General features: G+C 61.1%; 19 protein-coding genes. 2 read left to right on the forward strand and 17 right to left on the reverse strand.

The window, feature by feature from the left end:
- Positions 1–102 precede the first annotated feature (102 nt).
- The 15 genes from ybgF to HP547_RS03270 all read right to left on the reverse strand — a co-directional run bounded on the left by ybgF (position 103) and on the right by HP547_RS03270 (position 12,099).
- Complete coding sequence (gene ybgF / locus HP547_RS03200; protein ID WP_172219375.1) at positions 103–909, reverse strand: tol-pal system protein YbgF; 807 nt, start codon at positions 907–909, stop codon at positions 103–105.
- A 6-nt stretch (positions 910–915) separates the two neighbouring features.
- On the reverse strand, positions 916–1,416 hold the full coding sequence (gene pal, locus HP547_RS03205; protein WP_012273762.1) for a peptidoglycan-associated lipoprotein Pal: 501 nt from the start codon (positions 1,414–1,416) through the stop codon (positions 916–918).
- Between the two features lie 54 nt (positions 1,417–1,470).
- Positions 1,471–2,742, reverse strand: coding sequence for a Tol-Pal system beta propeller repeat protein TolB (gene tolB, locus HP547_RS03210; protein WP_218583460.1), 1,272 nt, complete (start codon positions 2,740–2,742; stop codon positions 1,471–1,473).
- A 26-nt stretch (positions 2,743–2,768) separates the two neighbouring features.
- Positions 2,769–3,887: a cell envelope integrity protein TolA gene (gene tolA, locus HP547_RS03215; protein WP_172219371.1), complete on the reverse strand. Its 1,119-nt coding sequence runs from the start codon at positions 3,885–3,887 to the stop codon at positions 2,769–2,771.
- Positions 3,887–4,339: a protein TolR gene (gene tolR / locus HP547_RS03220; RefSeq protein ID WP_012273765.1), complete on the reverse strand. Its 453-nt coding sequence runs from the start codon at positions 4,337–4,339 to the stop codon at positions 3,887–3,889. Before tolR ends, tolA begins: the two co-directional genes overlap by 1 nt.
- Positions 4,340–4,353: 14 nt before the next feature.
- Complete coding sequence (gene tolQ, locus HP547_RS03225) at positions 4,354–5,049, reverse strand: protein TolQ (protein ID WP_008090219.1); 696 nt, start codon at positions 5,047–5,049, stop codon at positions 4,354–4,356.
- A gap of 2 nt (positions 5,050–5,051) precedes the next feature.
- The gene (ybgC, locus tag HP547_RS03230; protein WP_172219369.1) at positions 5,052–5,504 is read right to left on the reverse strand and encodes a tol-pal system-associated acyl-CoA thioesterase; all 453 of its coding nucleotides are present in this window, start codon (positions 5,502–5,504) and stop codon (positions 5,052–5,054) included.
- 125 nt (positions 5,505–5,629) lie between these two features.
- Complete coding sequence (gene ruvB, locus HP547_RS03235; protein WP_172219367.1) at positions 5,630–6,676, reverse strand: Holliday junction branch migration DNA helicase RuvB; 1,047 nt, start codon at positions 6,674–6,676, stop codon at positions 5,630–5,632.
- Positions 6,673–7,290, reverse strand: coding sequence for a Holliday junction branch migration protein RuvA (gene ruvA, locus HP547_RS03240; protein WP_172219365.1), 618 nt, complete (start codon positions 7,288–7,290; stop codon positions 6,673–6,675). Before ruvA ends, ruvB begins: the two co-directional genes overlap by 4 nt.
- Positions 7,291–7,399: 109 nt before the next feature.
- Positions 7,400–7,924, reverse strand: coding sequence for a crossover junction endodeoxyribonuclease RuvC (gene ruvC / locus HP547_RS03245; RefSeq protein ID WP_172219363.1), 525 nt, complete (start codon positions 7,922–7,924; stop codon positions 7,400–7,402).
- Positions 7,925–8,113: 189 nt separating this feature from the next.
- A complete protein-coding gene (locus HP547_RS03250; RefSeq protein WP_172230847.1) occupies positions 8,114–8,860 on the reverse strand; it encodes a YebC/PmpR family DNA-binding transcriptional regulator in 747 nt (248 codons plus the stop codon).
- A 114-nt stretch (positions 8,861–8,974) separates the two neighbouring features.
- The gene (aspS, locus tag HP547_RS03255) at positions 8,975–10,750 is read right to left on the reverse strand and encodes an aspartate--tRNA ligase (RefSeq protein ID WP_172230850.1); all 1,776 of its coding nucleotides are present in this window, start codon (positions 10,748–10,750) and stop codon (positions 8,975–8,977) included.
- 93 nt (positions 10,751–10,843) lie between these two features.
- The gene (locus tag HP547_RS03260) at positions 10,844–11,065 is read right to left on the reverse strand and encodes an FmdB family zinc ribbon protein (RefSeq protein ID WP_016498320.1); all 222 of its coding nucleotides are present in this window, start codon (positions 11,063–11,065) and stop codon (positions 10,844–10,846) included.
- Positions 11,066–11,157: 92 nt separating this feature from the next.
- On the reverse strand, positions 11,158–11,487 hold the full coding sequence (locus tag HP547_RS03265) for a ribbon-helix-helix domain-containing protein (protein ID WP_172230853.1): 330 nt from the start codon (positions 11,485–11,487) through the stop codon (positions 11,158–11,160).
- Positions 11,488–11,625: 138 nt separating this feature from the next.
- The gene (locus tag HP547_RS03270) at positions 11,626–12,099 is read right to left on the reverse strand and encodes a Dps family protein (RefSeq protein WP_003254783.1); all 474 of its coding nucleotides are present in this window, start codon (positions 12,097–12,099) and stop codon (positions 11,626–11,628) included.
- Between the two features lie 279 nt (positions 12,100–12,378).
- Between HP547_RS03270 and HP547_RS29815 the strand changes: the two genes are divergently transcribed.
- Positions 12,379–12,972, forward strand: a complete 594-nt coding sequence (locus HP547_RS29815; protein WP_172230856.1) for a cold-shock protein — start codon at positions 12,379–12,381, stop codon at positions 12,970–12,972.
- A 54-nt stretch (positions 12,973–13,026) separates the two neighbouring features.
- Here the strand turns inward: HP547_RS29815 and HP547_RS03280 are convergent, their stop codons facing one another.
- Both HP547_RS03280 and HP547_RS03285 read right to left on the reverse strand, forming a co-directional pair.
- A complete protein-coding gene (locus HP547_RS03280; RefSeq protein ID WP_172230859.1) occupies positions 13,027–13,233 on the reverse strand; it encodes a SlyX family protein in 207 nt (68 codons plus the stop codon).
- A gap of 1 nt (position 13,234) precedes the next feature.
- Complete coding sequence (locus tag HP547_RS03285; protein ID WP_172285495.1) at positions 13,235–13,654, reverse strand: HIT domain-containing protein; 420 nt, start codon at positions 13,652–13,654, stop codon at positions 13,235–13,237.
- Between the two features lie 691 nt (positions 13,655–14,345).
- Between HP547_RS03285 and HP547_RS03290 the strand changes: the two genes are divergently transcribed.
- Positions 14,346–15,064: OprD family outer membrane porin (locus HP547_RS03290; RefSeq protein WP_172285496.1), on the forward strand; the 719-nt coding region annotated here is incomplete at its 3' end.

Consider the following 15,064-nt stretch of genomic DNA (forward strand, 5'->3'; position numbering starts at 1 on the left):
ACTCGACAAAGCGTTATCCGCAACAGCGTGTTTACGAAAAAAGGGCACTGATTCTAACGAAAAAACCCGCGACAAGCGCGGGTTTCTTACCAACAGTACAACTTAGAGCTTTTGCAGGTCGCGTTGCGCCAGTTGCGCGGCAGAGGTGCCGGGGTACTGGGTGATGACCTGCTGCAGGATGCCCTTGACCTTGTCGGTGTGGCCCATGCGGCGCTCGACGTCGGCCAGCTTGTACAGCGAATCTGGCACCTTGCTGTGCTTCGGGTACTTCTGGCTGACCTGGGCAAACGCCTGGCTGGCCCCTGGCAGATCACCCTTGGCCAGGTTCACCTCACCCAACCAGTACTGGGCATTGCCGGCGTACTGGCTGTTGGGGTACTTGCGCAGGAAGGCGTTGAACGCCTGGCTGGCCTTGTCGAAGTCCTTCTGCTTGATCAGGTCGAAAGCAGCATCGTAGTAGAGCTTTTCCTTCGCCGGATCACCGGGCTCGCTACTGGCGGCCGGTTGTTGCGCAGCAGCACCGGCTGCTGCACCCGGGGCGGCATTGGAAGCACCACCACCGGAGGAATTGTCAGGGGTCGCGGCAGGTGCGGCGCCACTGTTGATGCGACGGTCCAGGTCCTGGTATCGCTCCAGGTTTTCCTGCTTCATGCGCGACACATCGTTTTGCAGCTCTTCGATGATGCCTTGCTGGCGGGAAAGCTGGTCCTGCATCTGTTGCAGCTGCATGAACAGCTGGCCCTGTGCAGAGGCAGGGGCCGAAGCCCCTGCCCCGGCATAGGCGCCGCTCGTGCCATAACCCGCAGGCGGATAACTGCCAGCGTTGTCATCTACTACAGGGATCTCAGCCCAGGCCGCAAGCGGCAGGCTGAGTGCGAGGACGGTTACTACACGGCGGCACATACGCATAAGAACTTACTTACGCAGTTCTACGCGGCGGTTCTGAGCCCAGGATTGCTCGTCGTTGCCAGTGGCAACAGGACGCTCTTCACCGTAGGAGACCAGTTCCAGCTGAGCAGGGGAAACGCCCTGCAGAACCAGGTAGCGCTGAACGGCCTTGGCACGACGCTCACCCAGAGCCATGTTGTACTCGCGGGTGCCGCGCTCGTCGGTGTTGCCTTCCAGAACAACACGGTTGCCGTTGGACTTCAGGTCCTTGGCGTGAACGTCCAGAGCGCGCATGGCTTCTGGCTTCAGGTCCGAGCTGTCGTATTCGAAGTAGAAGGTGGTGATTGCGCGCAGGGCGGCTTCTTCGCTCAGGGAACCGTCAACGGCGCCGGTGTTTGCACCGTAGCCAGCGTTCGGATCGACAGCAGCGCCTTCACCAGCGTTGTCGCCGCCCTTCGAGGAGCAACCTACAGCTACAGCCATGGCCAGAGCCAGCGCAGCGAATTTACCAAACTTCAGCATTTCCATCGTGAAACTCCTAATGAAACCCCAGTGTGTTAAGCAAAACGTATTACGCCGCAATCAGTTCAGGTAAGGGGACCAGGACGGTTCTCTGACTTCGCCTTGAGCGGTAGGAAGTGGGAGCCTCACGCGGCCATTAAGCGACACGAGCATCAAGACTCCCCGGCCCTGCTGGCGGGTGGCGTAGATTAGCATGGTGCCGTTTGGCGCAACAGTGGGAGACTCGTCAAGACTTGTTTCCGAGAGAATCTTTACACTTCCACGTTGCAAGTCTTGTGCCGCGACTTTGAAGTTGGTGAAACCCTGTTGGCGATGGATCATCACCAAGGTCTTCTCATCTGCGGAAAGTTTCGGGTTGGCGTTGTAGTTACCAACGAAGGTGACACGTTCTGCACCGCCACCGCTAACCGACTGCTTGTAGATTTGCGGCTTGCCGCCACGGTCGGAGGTGAAGTACAGGGTGTTGCCATCCTTGCCCCAGAACGGCTCGGTATTGATACCCGGGCCTGCAGTAACACGGCTGATCTGGCGCGACGCCACGTTCATCACGTAGATGTCCGGGTTGCCGTCCTTGGACAGCACGAACGCCAGGCGCGAACCGTCTGGCGACCAGGCTGGCGCGCCGTTCAGGCCTTCGAAGTTGGTCACCTGCTCGCGGCGGCCGGTATCGATGTTCTGCACGAAGATGCGCGGGCGCTTCTGCTCGAACGAAACATAGGCGATACGCTTGCCATCCGGCGCAAAGCGCGGCGACAGGATCGGCTCACGCGACTGCAGCAGGGTCACCGCACGCGCACCGTCGTAGTCCGAACGCTGCAGGGTGTAGCGGGTGTTGTTGGTGGAAAAACGCTCGGCCGTCACGTACAGCATACGGGTGGAGAACGCACCCTTGATGCCGGTGAGCTTCTCGAACGACTGATCGGCAATGTAGTGCGCCATGTCGCGCAACTGGTCGGTGCTGCCGGCCACGCTGCCGGTCAGCACTTGCTGCTCGGTGGCGACGTTGAACAGCGCGTACTGCACCTGCAGGCGACCGCCCGACGGCACGATGCTGCCGACCATCACGTACTGGGCACCCAGCGCTTTCCAGTCACGGAAGATGACTTCGCTGGCCTGCGACGGCTGGCTGATCATGTTCTGCTTCGGGATCGGCGAGTAATAGCCGGAATTGCGCAGGTCGTTGCTGATGATGTCAGCCATGTCCTCGGGCAGCACGCTGCCGCCCTGCAGGCCGAACGGCACTACCGCAATGGGTGTGGCCCGGTCGCTGCCGCTGGTGACCAGGATGTTCTTTTCCTCTGCCACCGCCATGCCTGCCACGCAGCAGAGCATGACCAGCAGTCCTCTCAGACGTTTAATCACAACGCTAGATCCTCAGGTGTAAATGTCATCTTGAACGAGCGATAACGGTTGAAATCGCTCGGCTTCATACCCTGCATCTCGGTCAGACGACCAATGTTCTTCACCGCAGCCACCGCCGAACTGTCATACGGGCCGTCCCCACTGGAACGGGACACGCTGACACTGGTGATGGTGCCGTCCGGCAACATGCTGACCTGCAGGGTCACCGTCATGCCCTTGCGCGCGGAAGGCGGACGCGCCCAACCCTCGGCCGCGCGCATACGGATCAAGTCGTCGAAGTCGCCGGCCACCTGGTCACCCTGCTCGTCGGCCAGGGCCTGCTGGCGCTCGGTAGTGTCGGACAACAGCTCGGCCAGGGCCTGGGCTTTCTTGTCTTCTGCCGCCTTGCGAGCCGCTTCCTGTGCCTTCTTCTTCTGGGCATCTGCAGCGGCCTTCTTCTTGGCCTCTTCAGCTGCCTTCTTCTTCGCATCCTCGGCCGCCGCTTTTTTCTTGGCGTCCTCGGCTGCTTTTTTCTTGGCCTCTTCGGCTGCCTTTTTCTTGGCATCCTCGGCAGCTTGCTTCTTCGCCTCTTCAGCGGCCGATTTCTTGGCCTCTTCTTCGGCTTGCTTCTTGGCTTCGTCCTCGGCCTTCTTCTTGGCGATGTCGGCCTGCTGTTTCTCGGCGGCTTTCTTCGCTTCGTCGGCCTTCTTGGCTTCGGCGGTTTTCTTGGCCTCTGCAGCCTTGGCGGCGTCGGCGGCCTTGGCGGCGTCCTCGGCTTTTTTCGCTTCGGCGGCTTCTCGAGCCTCTTCGGCCTTTTGAGCTGCGTCGGCCTTCTTTTGTTCCGCGGCCTTCACGGCCTCCTGCTCAACCTTTTTCTGTTCCAGCTGCTCGACTTCGGTCTGGCGCGAAGCGGTTTTCTTCGCTTCCCCGGCAATCTTCTGATTGGTCTGGGTAGTCGCCTGGCTCTTGGACTTGAGCTGGTACAGGGTAGCTTGAACAATCGGCTTGGACGGCGGCAGTTCAGGGGTCATGGCAAAACTGACGAACAGCATGGCGAACACCAGCACATGCAGGCCGATGGCCCAGACACTGGGCCAGAAGTAGCTTTCCGAGGCGGATGGCTCTCGCTGTTGCATCAGGGCGCCTCGGTAATCAGGCCAACGTTACCGACACCGGCCTTCTGCAACCCGCCCATGGCGCCCATCACGGCGCCGTAGTCGACAGCCTTGTCGCCACGAATGAAGACCTGGGTCTGCTTGCCCTGGTCACGGCCGGCAGCAATGATCTTGGTCACTGCGTTGGTCATGTCGGGCAAGGTCATGGCCTTGTCCATCTGCTTGTCGGTGTCGACTTCGCTGCCGAGGTTCCAGTAGTAGGTCTTGTCGGCCTTGATCGAGATGGTGAGGATCTGGACGTTGTTGTCCTGCGGCAAGGCTTCACTGGAAACCTTGGGCAGGTCGACCTTCACGCCCTGGTTGAGCATGGGCGCAGTCACCATGAAGATGACCAGCAGCACCAGCATCACGTCGATGTAGGGCACCACGTTCATCTCGGCGACGGGCTTGCGTTTGTGGCGAACTCGGGCCATGGGCTTCTACCTGATTACTCTTCGCTGGTGTGCACTTTACGGTGCAGGATCGCCTGGAACTCGTCGGCGAAGGTGTAGTAACGACCGATCAGCACTTCGCTGCGCGCGGCAAACCGGTTGTAGGCGATGACGGCCGGGATTGCCGCGAACAGGCCGATGGCGGTGGCAATCAGCGCTTCGGCGATACCCGGGGCAACAGTGGCCAGGGTGGCCTGCTGGGCGCTGGCCAGGCCGCGGAAGGAGTTCATGATGCCCCACACGGTACCGAACAGGCCGATGTACGGGCTGGTGGAACCGACAGTGGCCAGGAACGGCAGGCTCTGCTCGAGTTTTTCTTCCTCGCGCGAGATGGCTACGCGCATGGCACGGCCAACGCCTTCCATGACCGCGTCAGGGTCGACGCCCGGCTGTTGACGCAGGCGCGAAAACTCCTTGAAACCGGCACGGAAGACCTGCTCCACGCCGGAATCCGGGTCTGGGTTGCTGCCTGCCTGGCGGTACAGCTTGGACAGGTCGATACCCGACCAGAAGCGCTCCTCGAAGGCATCCAGCGCACGACGACCGGCGCGCAGCATGGTGCTGCGCTGGAAGATCATGATCCATGAAGTGACCGAGGCGGCCACAAGGATCAGCATTACCAGCTGTACCACCACGCTGGCATTGCTGACCAGACTCCACATGGAGGTATGGTCGACGACGTTAGCTTCCACGCTTATTCTCCTGCATTCGATTGATTACCCGAGCCGTCCGCCGCAAAGGCGTGGCGCAGCTGGGGGGGTATGGCTCGGGGTTTGAAAGTGTCGGCGCGCACCGCGGCCACCAGGAACTGCCCTTCGCAGAGCAGCGTTTCATCCTTTTCCCGCCAGACCTGCTGCACGAAACGCAGGCTGGCGCGATTGAGTTCAAGTACTTGCGCCGTCACCCGCAATTCGTCGTCCAGCCGCGCCGGCGCGTGGTAGCGCGCCTCGCTGGAGTGGACCACGAACAACAGGTTGTCGTCGGCCAGTTGCGACTGGGAAAACCCCAGCTGCCGCAGGCGTTCGGTGCGCGCGCGCTCCATGAATTTCAGGTAGTTGACGTAATACACCACGCCACCGGCATCGGTATCTTCGTAATAGACGCGACAACGGTGTGCGAACGGTTCCAGGCCATTTTGCGCGCGCATACTCTAGTGCTTACTCCTCGGCTTGCCAATCCGCTGTGGCAACTGTTTTTTCTTCATTAATGTCTTATTGCCAGCGCACCCTCGGCATGCCAGCGGTAGGACCACGAAAAGTCGGTTTTGATCTGTCATTCATCGCCTGGCTGGGAAAAATCACCACCCTCCCCCAGGCGCCCGGGAATATTCAGGCCAAAGTGCAGGTAGGCGTGCCGGGTGACCACTCGGCCCCGGGGCGTGCGCATGATATAGCCTTGCTGGATGAGGTAGGGCTCGAGCACGTCCTCGATGGTGTGGCGCTCTTCGCTGATGGCCGCAGCCAGGTTGTCCACGCCTACCGGGCCGCCGTCGAACTTCTCGATCATGGTCAGCAGCAGGCGCCGGTCGGAATGGTCGAAGCCGCGCTCGTCGACGTCCAGCAGGTTGAGCGCCATGTCGGCCACCGCCTTGGTGATCTCGCCCTTGCCACGCACCTCGGCGTAGTCACGCACACGTCGCAGCAGGCGGTTGGCGATACGCGGGGTGCCACGGGCACGTCGGGCGATTTCATAGGCGCCAAGGTCTTCGATGACCAGGCCAAGAATGCTGGCCGAACGGCTGACGATGGTGGCCAGGTCCTTGTCGCTGTAGAACTCCAGGCGCTGGACGATCCCGAAACGGTCGCGCAGCGGGTTGGTCAGCATGCCGGCCCGGGTGGTGGCCCCGACCAAAGTGAATGGTGGCAGGTCGAGCTTGATCGACCGGGCCGCCGGCCCTTCGCCGATCATGATGTCGAGCTGGAAGTCTTCCATGGCCGGGTACAACACCTCTTCGACGACCGGCGACAACCGGTGGATTTCGTCGATGAACAGCACATCGTGCGGTTCGAGGTTGGTCAGCATGGCCGCCAGGTCGCCCGGGCGCTCGAGGATCGGCCCGGAGGTGCTTTTGACCGACACGCCCATTTCGTGGGCGATGATGTTGGCCAGGGTGGTCTTGCCCAGACCGGGCGGGCCGAAGATCAGCGTGTGATCGAGCGACTCGCTGCGACCGCGGGCGGCCTGGATGAACAGCGCCATCTGCTCGCGCACCACTGGCTGGCCGATGTATTCGTCCAGCCGCAGCGGGCGTATCGCACGGTCCTGGACTTCTTCACGGTCGCGGCCACTGGCGGCGATCAGGCGGTCGGCTTCGATCACTTGGTAATCATCCCTTTCAGGCTGCGGCGGATCAGCTCTTCACTGCCCAGGCCGGCCTTGTCCTTGATCGCGGCGATTGCCTTGCTGGCTTCCTGGGGCTTGTAGCCCAGCGAGACCAGGGCACTGACGGCATCCGCCTCGGCGCTGGACTCGCTGGCGACCGGCAACGGCCCGTCGGACACCAGGGTGAACATGGCCGGGGAGGTTTCCCAGGCCTTGAAGCGATCCTTGAGCTCGACCAGCAGGCGTTCGGCGGTTTTCTTGCCGACGCCGGGTACGCGCACCAGCACCGAGGTGTCCTGGGCCTGCACGCAGCGCACCAGCTCGTCCACTTCCAGCCCGGACATCAGCGCCAGGGCCAGCTTCGGCCCCACGCCGTTGAGGCGGATGAGCTCGCGGAACAGCTCACGCTCGCGCTTCTCGGCAAAGCCGTAAAGCAGGTGGGCATCCTCGCGCACCACTTGGTGGGTATGCACGGTTACCGGCTCGCCAACCTTGGGCAAGCGGTACAGGGTGGTCATCGGCACTTCCAGCTCATAGCCGACGCCGTTTACGTCGATAATCAGGTGCGGTGGCTGTTTTTCCGCCAGGGTGCCGCGCAAACGTCCAATCACGTTCCAGTCCTTCCTCACGGGGAGCCGGTCAAAGACCGCTCAACCCTATCAGCAAAAGCAGCGGGCAAACGCATCACCCGGATAAATTGTGTATCTGCGCATGAAGCGTTTACAGACGCAAGCGCCCGCCACGCCGGCGCGCCGTGGCCAGCCCGTGCGGCACCAGGCTGGAGCGCGTATGGGCATGGCACAATGCGATGGCCAGGGCGTCGGAGGCGTCGATCTGAGGCTTTTGCGTCAGCTTCAGCAGGTGCATGACCATCATCATTACCTGATCCTTGTTGGCCCCGCCGGTGCCGGCCACGGCCTGCTTGACCTGGGTGGCGCTGTATTCGGCGATTTCCAGGCCCGCCTCGGCGGCGGCAACAATGGCTGCGCCACGGGCCTGGCCAAGCTTGAGCGCCGAGTCGGCATTGCGAGCCATGAACACCCGCTCGATGCCCATGGTCACCGGGCCGTGCTGGGCAATGACTTCACTGACGCCACGAAAAACGATCTGCAGCCGCTCGTGCAGCTCGCCGCTGCCGGTGCGGATACAGCCCGACGCCACGTACTCGCAACCACGGGCAGTCTGGCGTACCACGCCATAACCGGTGATGCGTGAGCCGGGGTCGATACCAAGAATCAGAGTCATAGCGCCTGTCGTACTAAACACATGTTTTAACATTATTGGGGCCGCTGCGCGGCCCATCACCGGCAAGCCAGCTCCCACAGGTACAGTGCAGGGGTTAAGAAATGCACTGTACCTGTGGGAGCTGGCTTGCCGGCGATGGGCTGCACAGCAGCCCCAAAATAGCGATCTACCCCGAAAACTCAGGACACCTTAGCCGAGGTTTTCCATGATCTCATCGGAAATCTGGGCATTGGAGTAGACGTTCTGCACGTCGTCCAGGTCTTCGAGCATGTCGATCAGCTTGAGCACCTTTTCTGCGCCATCCTGGTCGAGTTCGGCGCTAGTGGTCGGCTGCATGACGATTTCTGCGTCAGCGGCCTTGAAACCCGCTTCTTCCAGGGCATTGCGCACGGCGTAGAAGCTGTTGAACGAGGTGAATACGTCGAACGAGCCATCTTCGTTGGCCACCACGTCGTCGGCATCGGCCTCCATCGCCGCTTCCATCAACGCGTCCTCGTCCACCCCCGGAGCAAAGCTGATCTGCCCCTTGCGCTCGAACAGGTAGGCCACCGAGCCATCGGTACCGAGGTTGCCGCCACATTTGGTGAAGGCATGACGCACGGCGGCGGCGGTACGGTTGCGGTTGTCGGTCATGGCCTCGACCATGATCGCCACGCCACCCGGGCCGTAACCCTCGTAGCTGAGCTCTTCGACGTTGTCGCTTTCGTTGGTGCCGGCACCACGGGCCACGGCGCGATCAATGATATCGCGACTCATGTTGGCGCCCAGAGCCTTGTCCAGCGCCAGACGCAGGCGCGGGTTGGATGCAGGGTCGGCACCGCCCTGCTTGGCAGCAACCGTCAGCTCGCGGATCCACTTGGTGAAGACCTTGCCTCTCTTGGCATCCTGGCGCTCTTTGCGGTGCTTGATGTTCGCCCACTTGGAATGACCAGCCATAACGACTCCGAATCCTTTGAATCACAAACAGCCCCGCCCCTGTACGGGGCGGGACGGACAAAAACCTGCGCCGAAACGCAAAGGCGCATCCATGTGGATGCGCCCGGGGACAGCTTACTCGACCTTGGTCTGTTCGCGCAGTCGGATGTGCAGCTCGCGCAGGGCCTTGGCATCGACCAGGCCAGGGGCCTGGGTCATGACGCACGCGGCGCTCTGGGTTTTCGGGAAGGCAATCACTTCACGGATCGACTGGGCGCCGGTCATCAGCATGACCAGGCGGTCCAGGCCGAAGGCCAGGCCACCGTGGGGCGGTGCACCGAACTTCAGGGCGTCGAGCAAGAAGCCGAACTTCTCTTCCTGTTCCTCTGCCTCGATGCCCAGCAGGCGGAACACCGCCTGTTGCATTTCTTTACGGTGGATACGGATCGAACCGCCACCCAGCTCGGTACCGTTCAGCACCATGTCATAGGCACGCGACAGCGCCGTGGCCGGGTTGGCCTCGAGCTCTTCCGGCGAGCACTTCGGTGCGGTGAACGGGTGGTGCAGTGCAGTGAAGCTGCCGTCTTCGTTCTCTTCGAACATCGGGAAGTCGACGACCCACATCGGTGCCCACTCGCAGGTCAGCAGCTCGAAGTCGTGGCCCAGGCGGATACGCAGCGCGCCCAGGGCTTCGCTGACCACCTTGAACTTGTCGGCACCGAAGAACACGATGTCGCCGTCAACGGCGCCAACGCGGTCAAGGATGGTGTTGAGGTTGGCCTCGGGGATGTTCTTGACGATCGGCGACTGCAAGCCCTCGACGCCCTTGGCGCGCTCGTTGACCTTGATGTAGGCCAGGCCACGCGCACCGTAGATGCCGACAAACTTGGTGTACTCGTCGATCTTGCTGCGCGGCATGCTGGCACCGCCTGGCAGGCGCAGGGCGGTAACGCGGCATTTAGGATCGTTGGCAGGGCCGGCGAACACCTTGAAGTCGACGTCTTTCAACTGGTCGGCAACGTCGACCAGCTCCAGCGGGTTACGCAGGTCCGGCTTGTCGGAACCGTAGCGGCGCATGGCTTCTTCGAAGGTCATGTGCGGGAATTCGCCGAATTCCAGGTCCAGCACTTCCTTGAACAGCTTGCGGATCATGCTTTCGGTCAGGCCCATGATCTCGCTTTCATCGAGGAAGCTGGTCTCGATGTCGATCTGGGTGAATTCCGGCTGGCGGTCGGCACGCAAGTCTTCGTCACGGAAGCACTTGGCGATCTGGTAGTAACGGTCGAAACCGGCAACCATCAGCAGCTGCTTGAACAGCTGGGGCGACTGCGGCAGGGCGAAGAAGCTACCGGCGTGGGTACGGCTTGGTACCAGGTAGTCACGCGCGCCTTCCGGCGTGGCACGGGTCAGGATCGGCGTCTCGACGTCAAGGAAGCCGTTTTCGTCGAGGAAGCGACGGATGCTGCTGGTGATGCGCGAACGCAGGCGCAGCTTGTCGGCCATTTCCGGGCGACGCAGGTCGATGAAGCGGTAACGCAGGCGGGTTTCTTCGCCGACGTCGGAATATTCGTTCAGCGGGAACGGCGGGGTTTCAGCTTCGTTCAGCACGTTCAGCTGGTAGCCGAGGATCTCGATGCCACCGGAGGCCATGTTGGCGTTCACCGCACCTTCAGGGCGCTTGCGCACCTTGCCGGTGATCTGCACGACGTATTCGCTGCGCACGCGGTCGGCAGCAGCGAAGGTTTCGGCGCGATCCGGGTCGAACACGACCTGGGCCATGCCTTCGCGGTCACGGATGTCGAGGAAGATCACCCCGCCGTGGTCGCGGCGACGATGGACCCAGCCGCAAAGGGTGACTTCCTGGCCGTCCAGGCTCTCGTTCAGTTGGCCGCAATAATGGCTGCGCATCATGATGGTGGTTTCGCTTCTCGTGATTCGTGTATTCGGTGGAGGCCTTGGCCGCCCGGAGGGCTAATACTGCAAGACCCGGTCACAGCATTCAACTCAGTCGGCCTTGTCGCCGCCTGCAAGATTCTTTTTCGCCCCGGTCTTGAAGTCGGTTTCATACCAACCATTACCGCTCAGGCGGAAGCCCGGCACCGACAGCAGCTTCTTCAGGGCCGGCGCCTGGCAGGCCGGGCAATCGGTCAGTGGCGCGGCGCTGATTTTCTGCAGCGCTTCCATACGGTGCTCGCAGGACGCACATTGATAGTCATAAAGGGGCATGGGTGTCTCTCGTCAACCACAACGCTGGCTGCCGGGGCAGCAAAAAGCGGGATTATATATGGTTAACCGGCACTGCGCAGCCCGCCCGGCGATCAGCGCAAATTTGGTGGATCCTGCAGCCAGGCAACGCAGATTACCCGGATCAGCCCGCTGAAGTTGCGCACCCCACCCTGGCGCAGGTGCACTTCACGGTCCACGTAGGACAACACCGCACTGACCGAGCAGCGATTGGCGGCGGCGATGCGCTCGAGAATACCCCAGTAGACAGCCTCCAGGCGCAGACAGGTGGAAAACCCGTTGAGCCGCACCGAACGTGACACCGGCTGGGTTTGCAACATGTCGAAATCCGCCTTGAACGGATCAATACACTGTTTTCCTGGCCAACGCCCCTGGTTAGCCACACGTTTGCTCGCTTGCATCATGCGCCACACTTCCTCGTCACAGGTACCAGGCGGCCTATGAAGCGCTGAAGGGCGAGCTCAAAACAGCGGCAAAATCTTCCTGCGGACTATGTAATGCCCGGTCGGGAATGCGCGACCGGGCCCCTGGCCCTGGGGCAATTACTTGCCGTCGAGCAACACACGCAGCATCCATGCGGTCTTTTCGTGAACCTGCATGCGCTGGGTCAGCAGGTCGGCAGTAGGCTCGTCACTGACCTTGTCCACCACCGGGAAGATACTGCGCGCGGTGCGCACCACGGCTTCCTGGCCCTGGACCAGCTGGCGGATCATCTCGTCGGCCGGGGGTACGCCTTCCTCCTCCTTGATGGACGAGTGGCGCGCATAGAATGCATACGACCCTGGCGCCGGGAAGCCCAGAGCCCGGATGCGCTCGGCGATCGAGTCGACCGCCAGTGCCAGTTCGTTGTACTGCTCTTCGAACATCAGGTGCAGGGTGCGGAACGACGGGCCGGTAACGTTCCAGTGAAAGTTATGGGTTTTCAGATACAGCACGTAGGTATCCGACAACAGGCGCGACAGCCCATCGACGATGGACTTGCGATCTTCTTCGCTGATACCGATATCGATTGCCATGAAGTTCCCCTTTCCATAAGGCTTGAGACTCAAGCGGGCGCCGTCCACTGTAGCAATACTTGGCCGACCCCGCCCATGACATGGCGCAACACATCGGCTGGCATGGCCTGCGGTTTGAGTAGCCTGAGGCTTTGCTGTTAAATAGGCACGGTGCCACCCGTGCGGACTGTCATTGCCGGGTGCATAGGCTGGCCTGCCACGTGTTCGCGCTTTACACCTCATGCGCACCGTGCTGCCAGCTCTTCCTGTGATCGGCCTTATCAACTGTGAGCCAACCCCATGTTCAAGATCGTCCATCTGGTGACGGGCGTGGCAGCCTTGCTGCTATCGCTCATACCCAGCCTGAAAACCGATGCGACACCCTTCCTGCAGCAACCGGACGCGGTCTACCTGACCCTGCTCGGCCTGCTCAACCTGATCCTGGCCCCGGTGGTGCCACTGTACTACCGCGGTGCGCGGCAACAACTGCAGCACCTGGCCTGCGCCCTGCTGGTGGTAGCGGTGGTGCTGCAGACGCTGACGCTGCTGGCGCGCCCGGAAATGGGCAACCTTGCAGCACTGGTCTGCGCGACGCTGGCCGTGGCCCTGCACCTGGCCGTGGGCTTTGCCCGCAGCCCGCGCAAGGCGCGGCACAGCCAGCACGCGGCGCAAGAGGCCGGCAACCGGGATACCGGTACCGTCAAGTGGTTCAACACGTCGAAAGGCTTCGGCTTCATCTCCCGCGACTCGGGCGATGACATCTTCGTGCACTTTCGTGCCATTCGCGGCGAAGGCCATCGCATCCTGGTCGAAGGCCAGCGCGTGGAGTTTTCGGTGATGCACCGCGACAAGGGACTGCAGGCCGAGGATGTGGTGGCGGTAACACGCCGCTGACCCCGCCTCAGCGCCGGTAGCGCATCAGCGATACCGGCGCAACGGCTTGAGCAATCAGTAATGAGGCGGTGGCGCCTCGTCCCCTTCGCTGCCGTACTGGCTGACCATTTCTGCATGGCGCTTGATCAGCTCGGCCACTTGCAACTGCAGCCGATCAATCACACGCCCCTGCTCGACCACCACATCGTTCAGCGCCTGGATGGTGTCATCCTGGAACGCCTGACGGGTTTCCAGCTCGACCATACGCATTTCCAGCGACATCTCAGGCCTCCTCGAAACCGGCAAGCTTCAGCCCCCGCAAGCGCTGACGAACGGCTTGCAACTGCTCATCGGTGTAGGCCACTGGTGGGCACTTGCCCCATACCGGTGCTGGCCAGGCGGCGTCGTCACGCTGGCGAACAATCACATGCATGTGCAACTGACTGACAACATTGCCCAGCGTGGCCACGTTCATCTTGTCGGCTGCGTAACTGGCCTTCAACGCTTCGGCCAGCAGGGTGGTTTCCTGCCACAACTGCTGTTGTTGCGCCGCATCGAGCTCGAACAGTTCACTGATGTCGGCACGTTTGGGCACCAGGATGAACCATGGGTAGTTGGCATCCTTGCTCAGCAGCAGCTGGCACAAGGCAAACTCTCCCAGCACCAGCGAATCCTGCTGCAAACGCGAATCGAGGACGAACACGGCATATCTCCTTAAGCAAAGCCAACCCGCTTCAAGCGGAAAACAGGCTGGCAAGGATACCCTGCACGTTCGCGGTAACACAGCGCTACTTTTCGCACCAAAATGAGGCCCCCGGCCACCCTTCACCACACTTGCCACCCCACAAACCACTCTGGATTAACTAGTTGCGGTAACACATTGACTTTCATGACAGCTTTTTAAATTTTAATGATTCTCGACTCCGGCACACCATCAGACAGCCATCGCCCCGTGTTTACGGGACTTTCCGACCCCCGGTATTGGGTTTTGTGAAAATTTCATGAAGTGTTGCGAATTTTGAGCACACTTGTTGCATTCCCTTCACGCCAAGTCGGCACGGCATCTGCAAGGGCAGGTGTACGCGACAAATAACAACAGCGGCATTGGTCACCAGGGAGTTTCCTCAGACAGATCCTGTAGTTACAGGTTTGTTACGGTCACGGAAACAGCGCTGGGGTTGTACGACCCCTCAACCGGGGCGTGGTTTGCGACATGGAACTACCTAAAAGCGACATGGCAAAAAAGTTCCGTAAAGAGTGCTTATAGCCATATCGCCAACAACAGTCAGCGTGCTATACATTTTCGCCGACATAACAAGAAAGAGCTGCACCATATAACTAAAACACATGGACGCAGCGGTACTCTTCCTAAAAAACCAAAGGAGCAAATCACGATGCGCGTGATGAAGTGGAGCATGATCGCCCTGGCCGTTGCGGCAGGGACCTCGCAGTTGGCTTTGGCCTCTTCCCAGGACGAGTCCAAGGGTTTCATCGAAGACAGCAAGCTGAACGTCAAGACCCGCATGCTGTACTTCAGCCGTGACTTCCGCAACAACGCGCCCGGCACCCAGAGCCGCGTTGAAGAAACCGGCCTTGGCTTCCTCGGCACCTTCGAGTCGGGCTTCACCCAGGGCACCGTAGGCTTTGGTATCGATGCCATCGGCATGCTCGGCCTCAAACTGGACAGCGGCCGCGGCCGCGCCGGCACCGGCCTGTTCCCGACCGGCTCCGACGGCCGCTCGCAAGATGATTACTCCGAAGGCGGTGGTGCGGTAAAACTGCGCGTTTCCGACACCGTGTTCAAATTCGGCGACCAGTTCACCGCGCTGCCAGTATTTGCCACCGACGACAGCCGCCTGCTGCCGGAAGTTGCCGAAGGTGGCCTGATCACCAGCAACGAAATCAAAGGCCTGACCCTGCATGCCGGTCACTTCACCGCGCTGAACGCACAGGCCCAGACCTACCACGACAGCTTGAACCTGACCGAGGCCAACGTCTTCGGTGGCACCTACGCCATTACCGATAGCCTCAGCAGCAGCGTGTACTACTCGCGCGTGGAAGACCACTTCCGCAAGTGGTACGGCAATATCAACTGGGCGCTGCCGATCAGCGA

This window comes from Pseudomonas sp. CM27, from assembly GCF_013179515.1.
Taxonomy (GTDB): Bacteria; Pseudomonadota; Gammaproteobacteria; order Pseudomonadales; family Pseudomonadaceae; genus Aquipseudomonas.

What these genes read in the sequence shown, in the direction of transcription:
- HP547_RS03270 (WP_003254783.1), bottom strand. Translation starts at nt 12,099, where the DNA reads ATGGCAATCGATATCGGTATCAGCGAAGAAGATCGCAAGTCCATCGTC.
- ybgC (WP_172219369.1), bottom strand. Translation starts at nt 5,504, where the DNA reads ATGCGCGCGCAAAATGGCCTGGAACCGTTCGCACACCGTTGTCGCGTC.
- ybgF (WP_172219375.1), bottom strand. Translation starts at nt 909, where the DNA reads ATGCGTATGTGCCGCCGTGTAGTAACCGTCCTCGCACTCAGCCTGCCG.
- pal (WP_012273762.1), bottom strand. Translation starts at nt 1,416, where the DNA reads ATGGAAATGCTGAAGTTTGGTAAATTCGCTGCGCTGGCTCTGGCCATG.
- HP547_RS29815 (WP_172230856.1), top strand. Translation starts at nt 12,379, where the DNA reads ATGTTCAAGATCGTCCATCTGGTGACGGGCGTGGCAGCCTTGCTGCTA.
- HP547_RS03260 (WP_016498320.1), bottom strand. Translation starts at nt 11,065, where the DNA reads ATGCCCCTTTATGACTATCAATGTGCGTCCTGCGAGCACCGTATGGAA.
- HP547_RS03250 (WP_172230847.1), bottom strand. Translation starts at nt 8,860, where the DNA reads ATGGCTGGTCATTCCAAGTGGGCGAACATCAAGCACCGCAAAGAGCGC.
- tolA (WP_172219371.1), bottom strand. Translation starts at nt 3,887, where the DNA reads ATGCAACAGCGAGAGCCATCCGCCTCGGAAAGCTACTTCTGGCCCAGT.
- HP547_RS03265 (WP_172230853.1), bottom strand. Translation starts at nt 11,487, where the DNA reads ATGATGCAAGCGAGCAAACGTGTGGCTAACCAGGGGCGTTGGCCAGGA.
- HP547_RS03280 (WP_172230859.1), bottom strand. Translation starts at nt 13,233, where the DNA reads ATGTCGCTGGAAATGCGTATGGTCGAGCTGGAAACCCGTCAGGCGTTC.
- ruvC (WP_172219363.1), bottom strand. Translation starts at nt 7,924, where the DNA reads ATGACTCTGATTCTTGGTATCGACCCCGGCTCACGCATCACCGGTTAT.
- tolR (WP_012273765.1), bottom strand. Translation starts at nt 4,339, where the DNA reads ATGGCCCGAGTTCGCCACAAACGCAAGCCCGTCGCCGAGATGAACGTG.
- aspS (WP_172230850.1), bottom strand. Translation starts at nt 10,750, where the DNA reads ATGATGCGCAGCCATTATTGCGGCCAACTGAACGAGAGCCTGGACGGC.
- tolB (WP_218583460.1), bottom strand. Translation starts at nt 2,742, where the DNA reads ATGCTCTGCTGCGTGGCAGGCATGGCGGTGGCAGAGGAAAAGAACATC.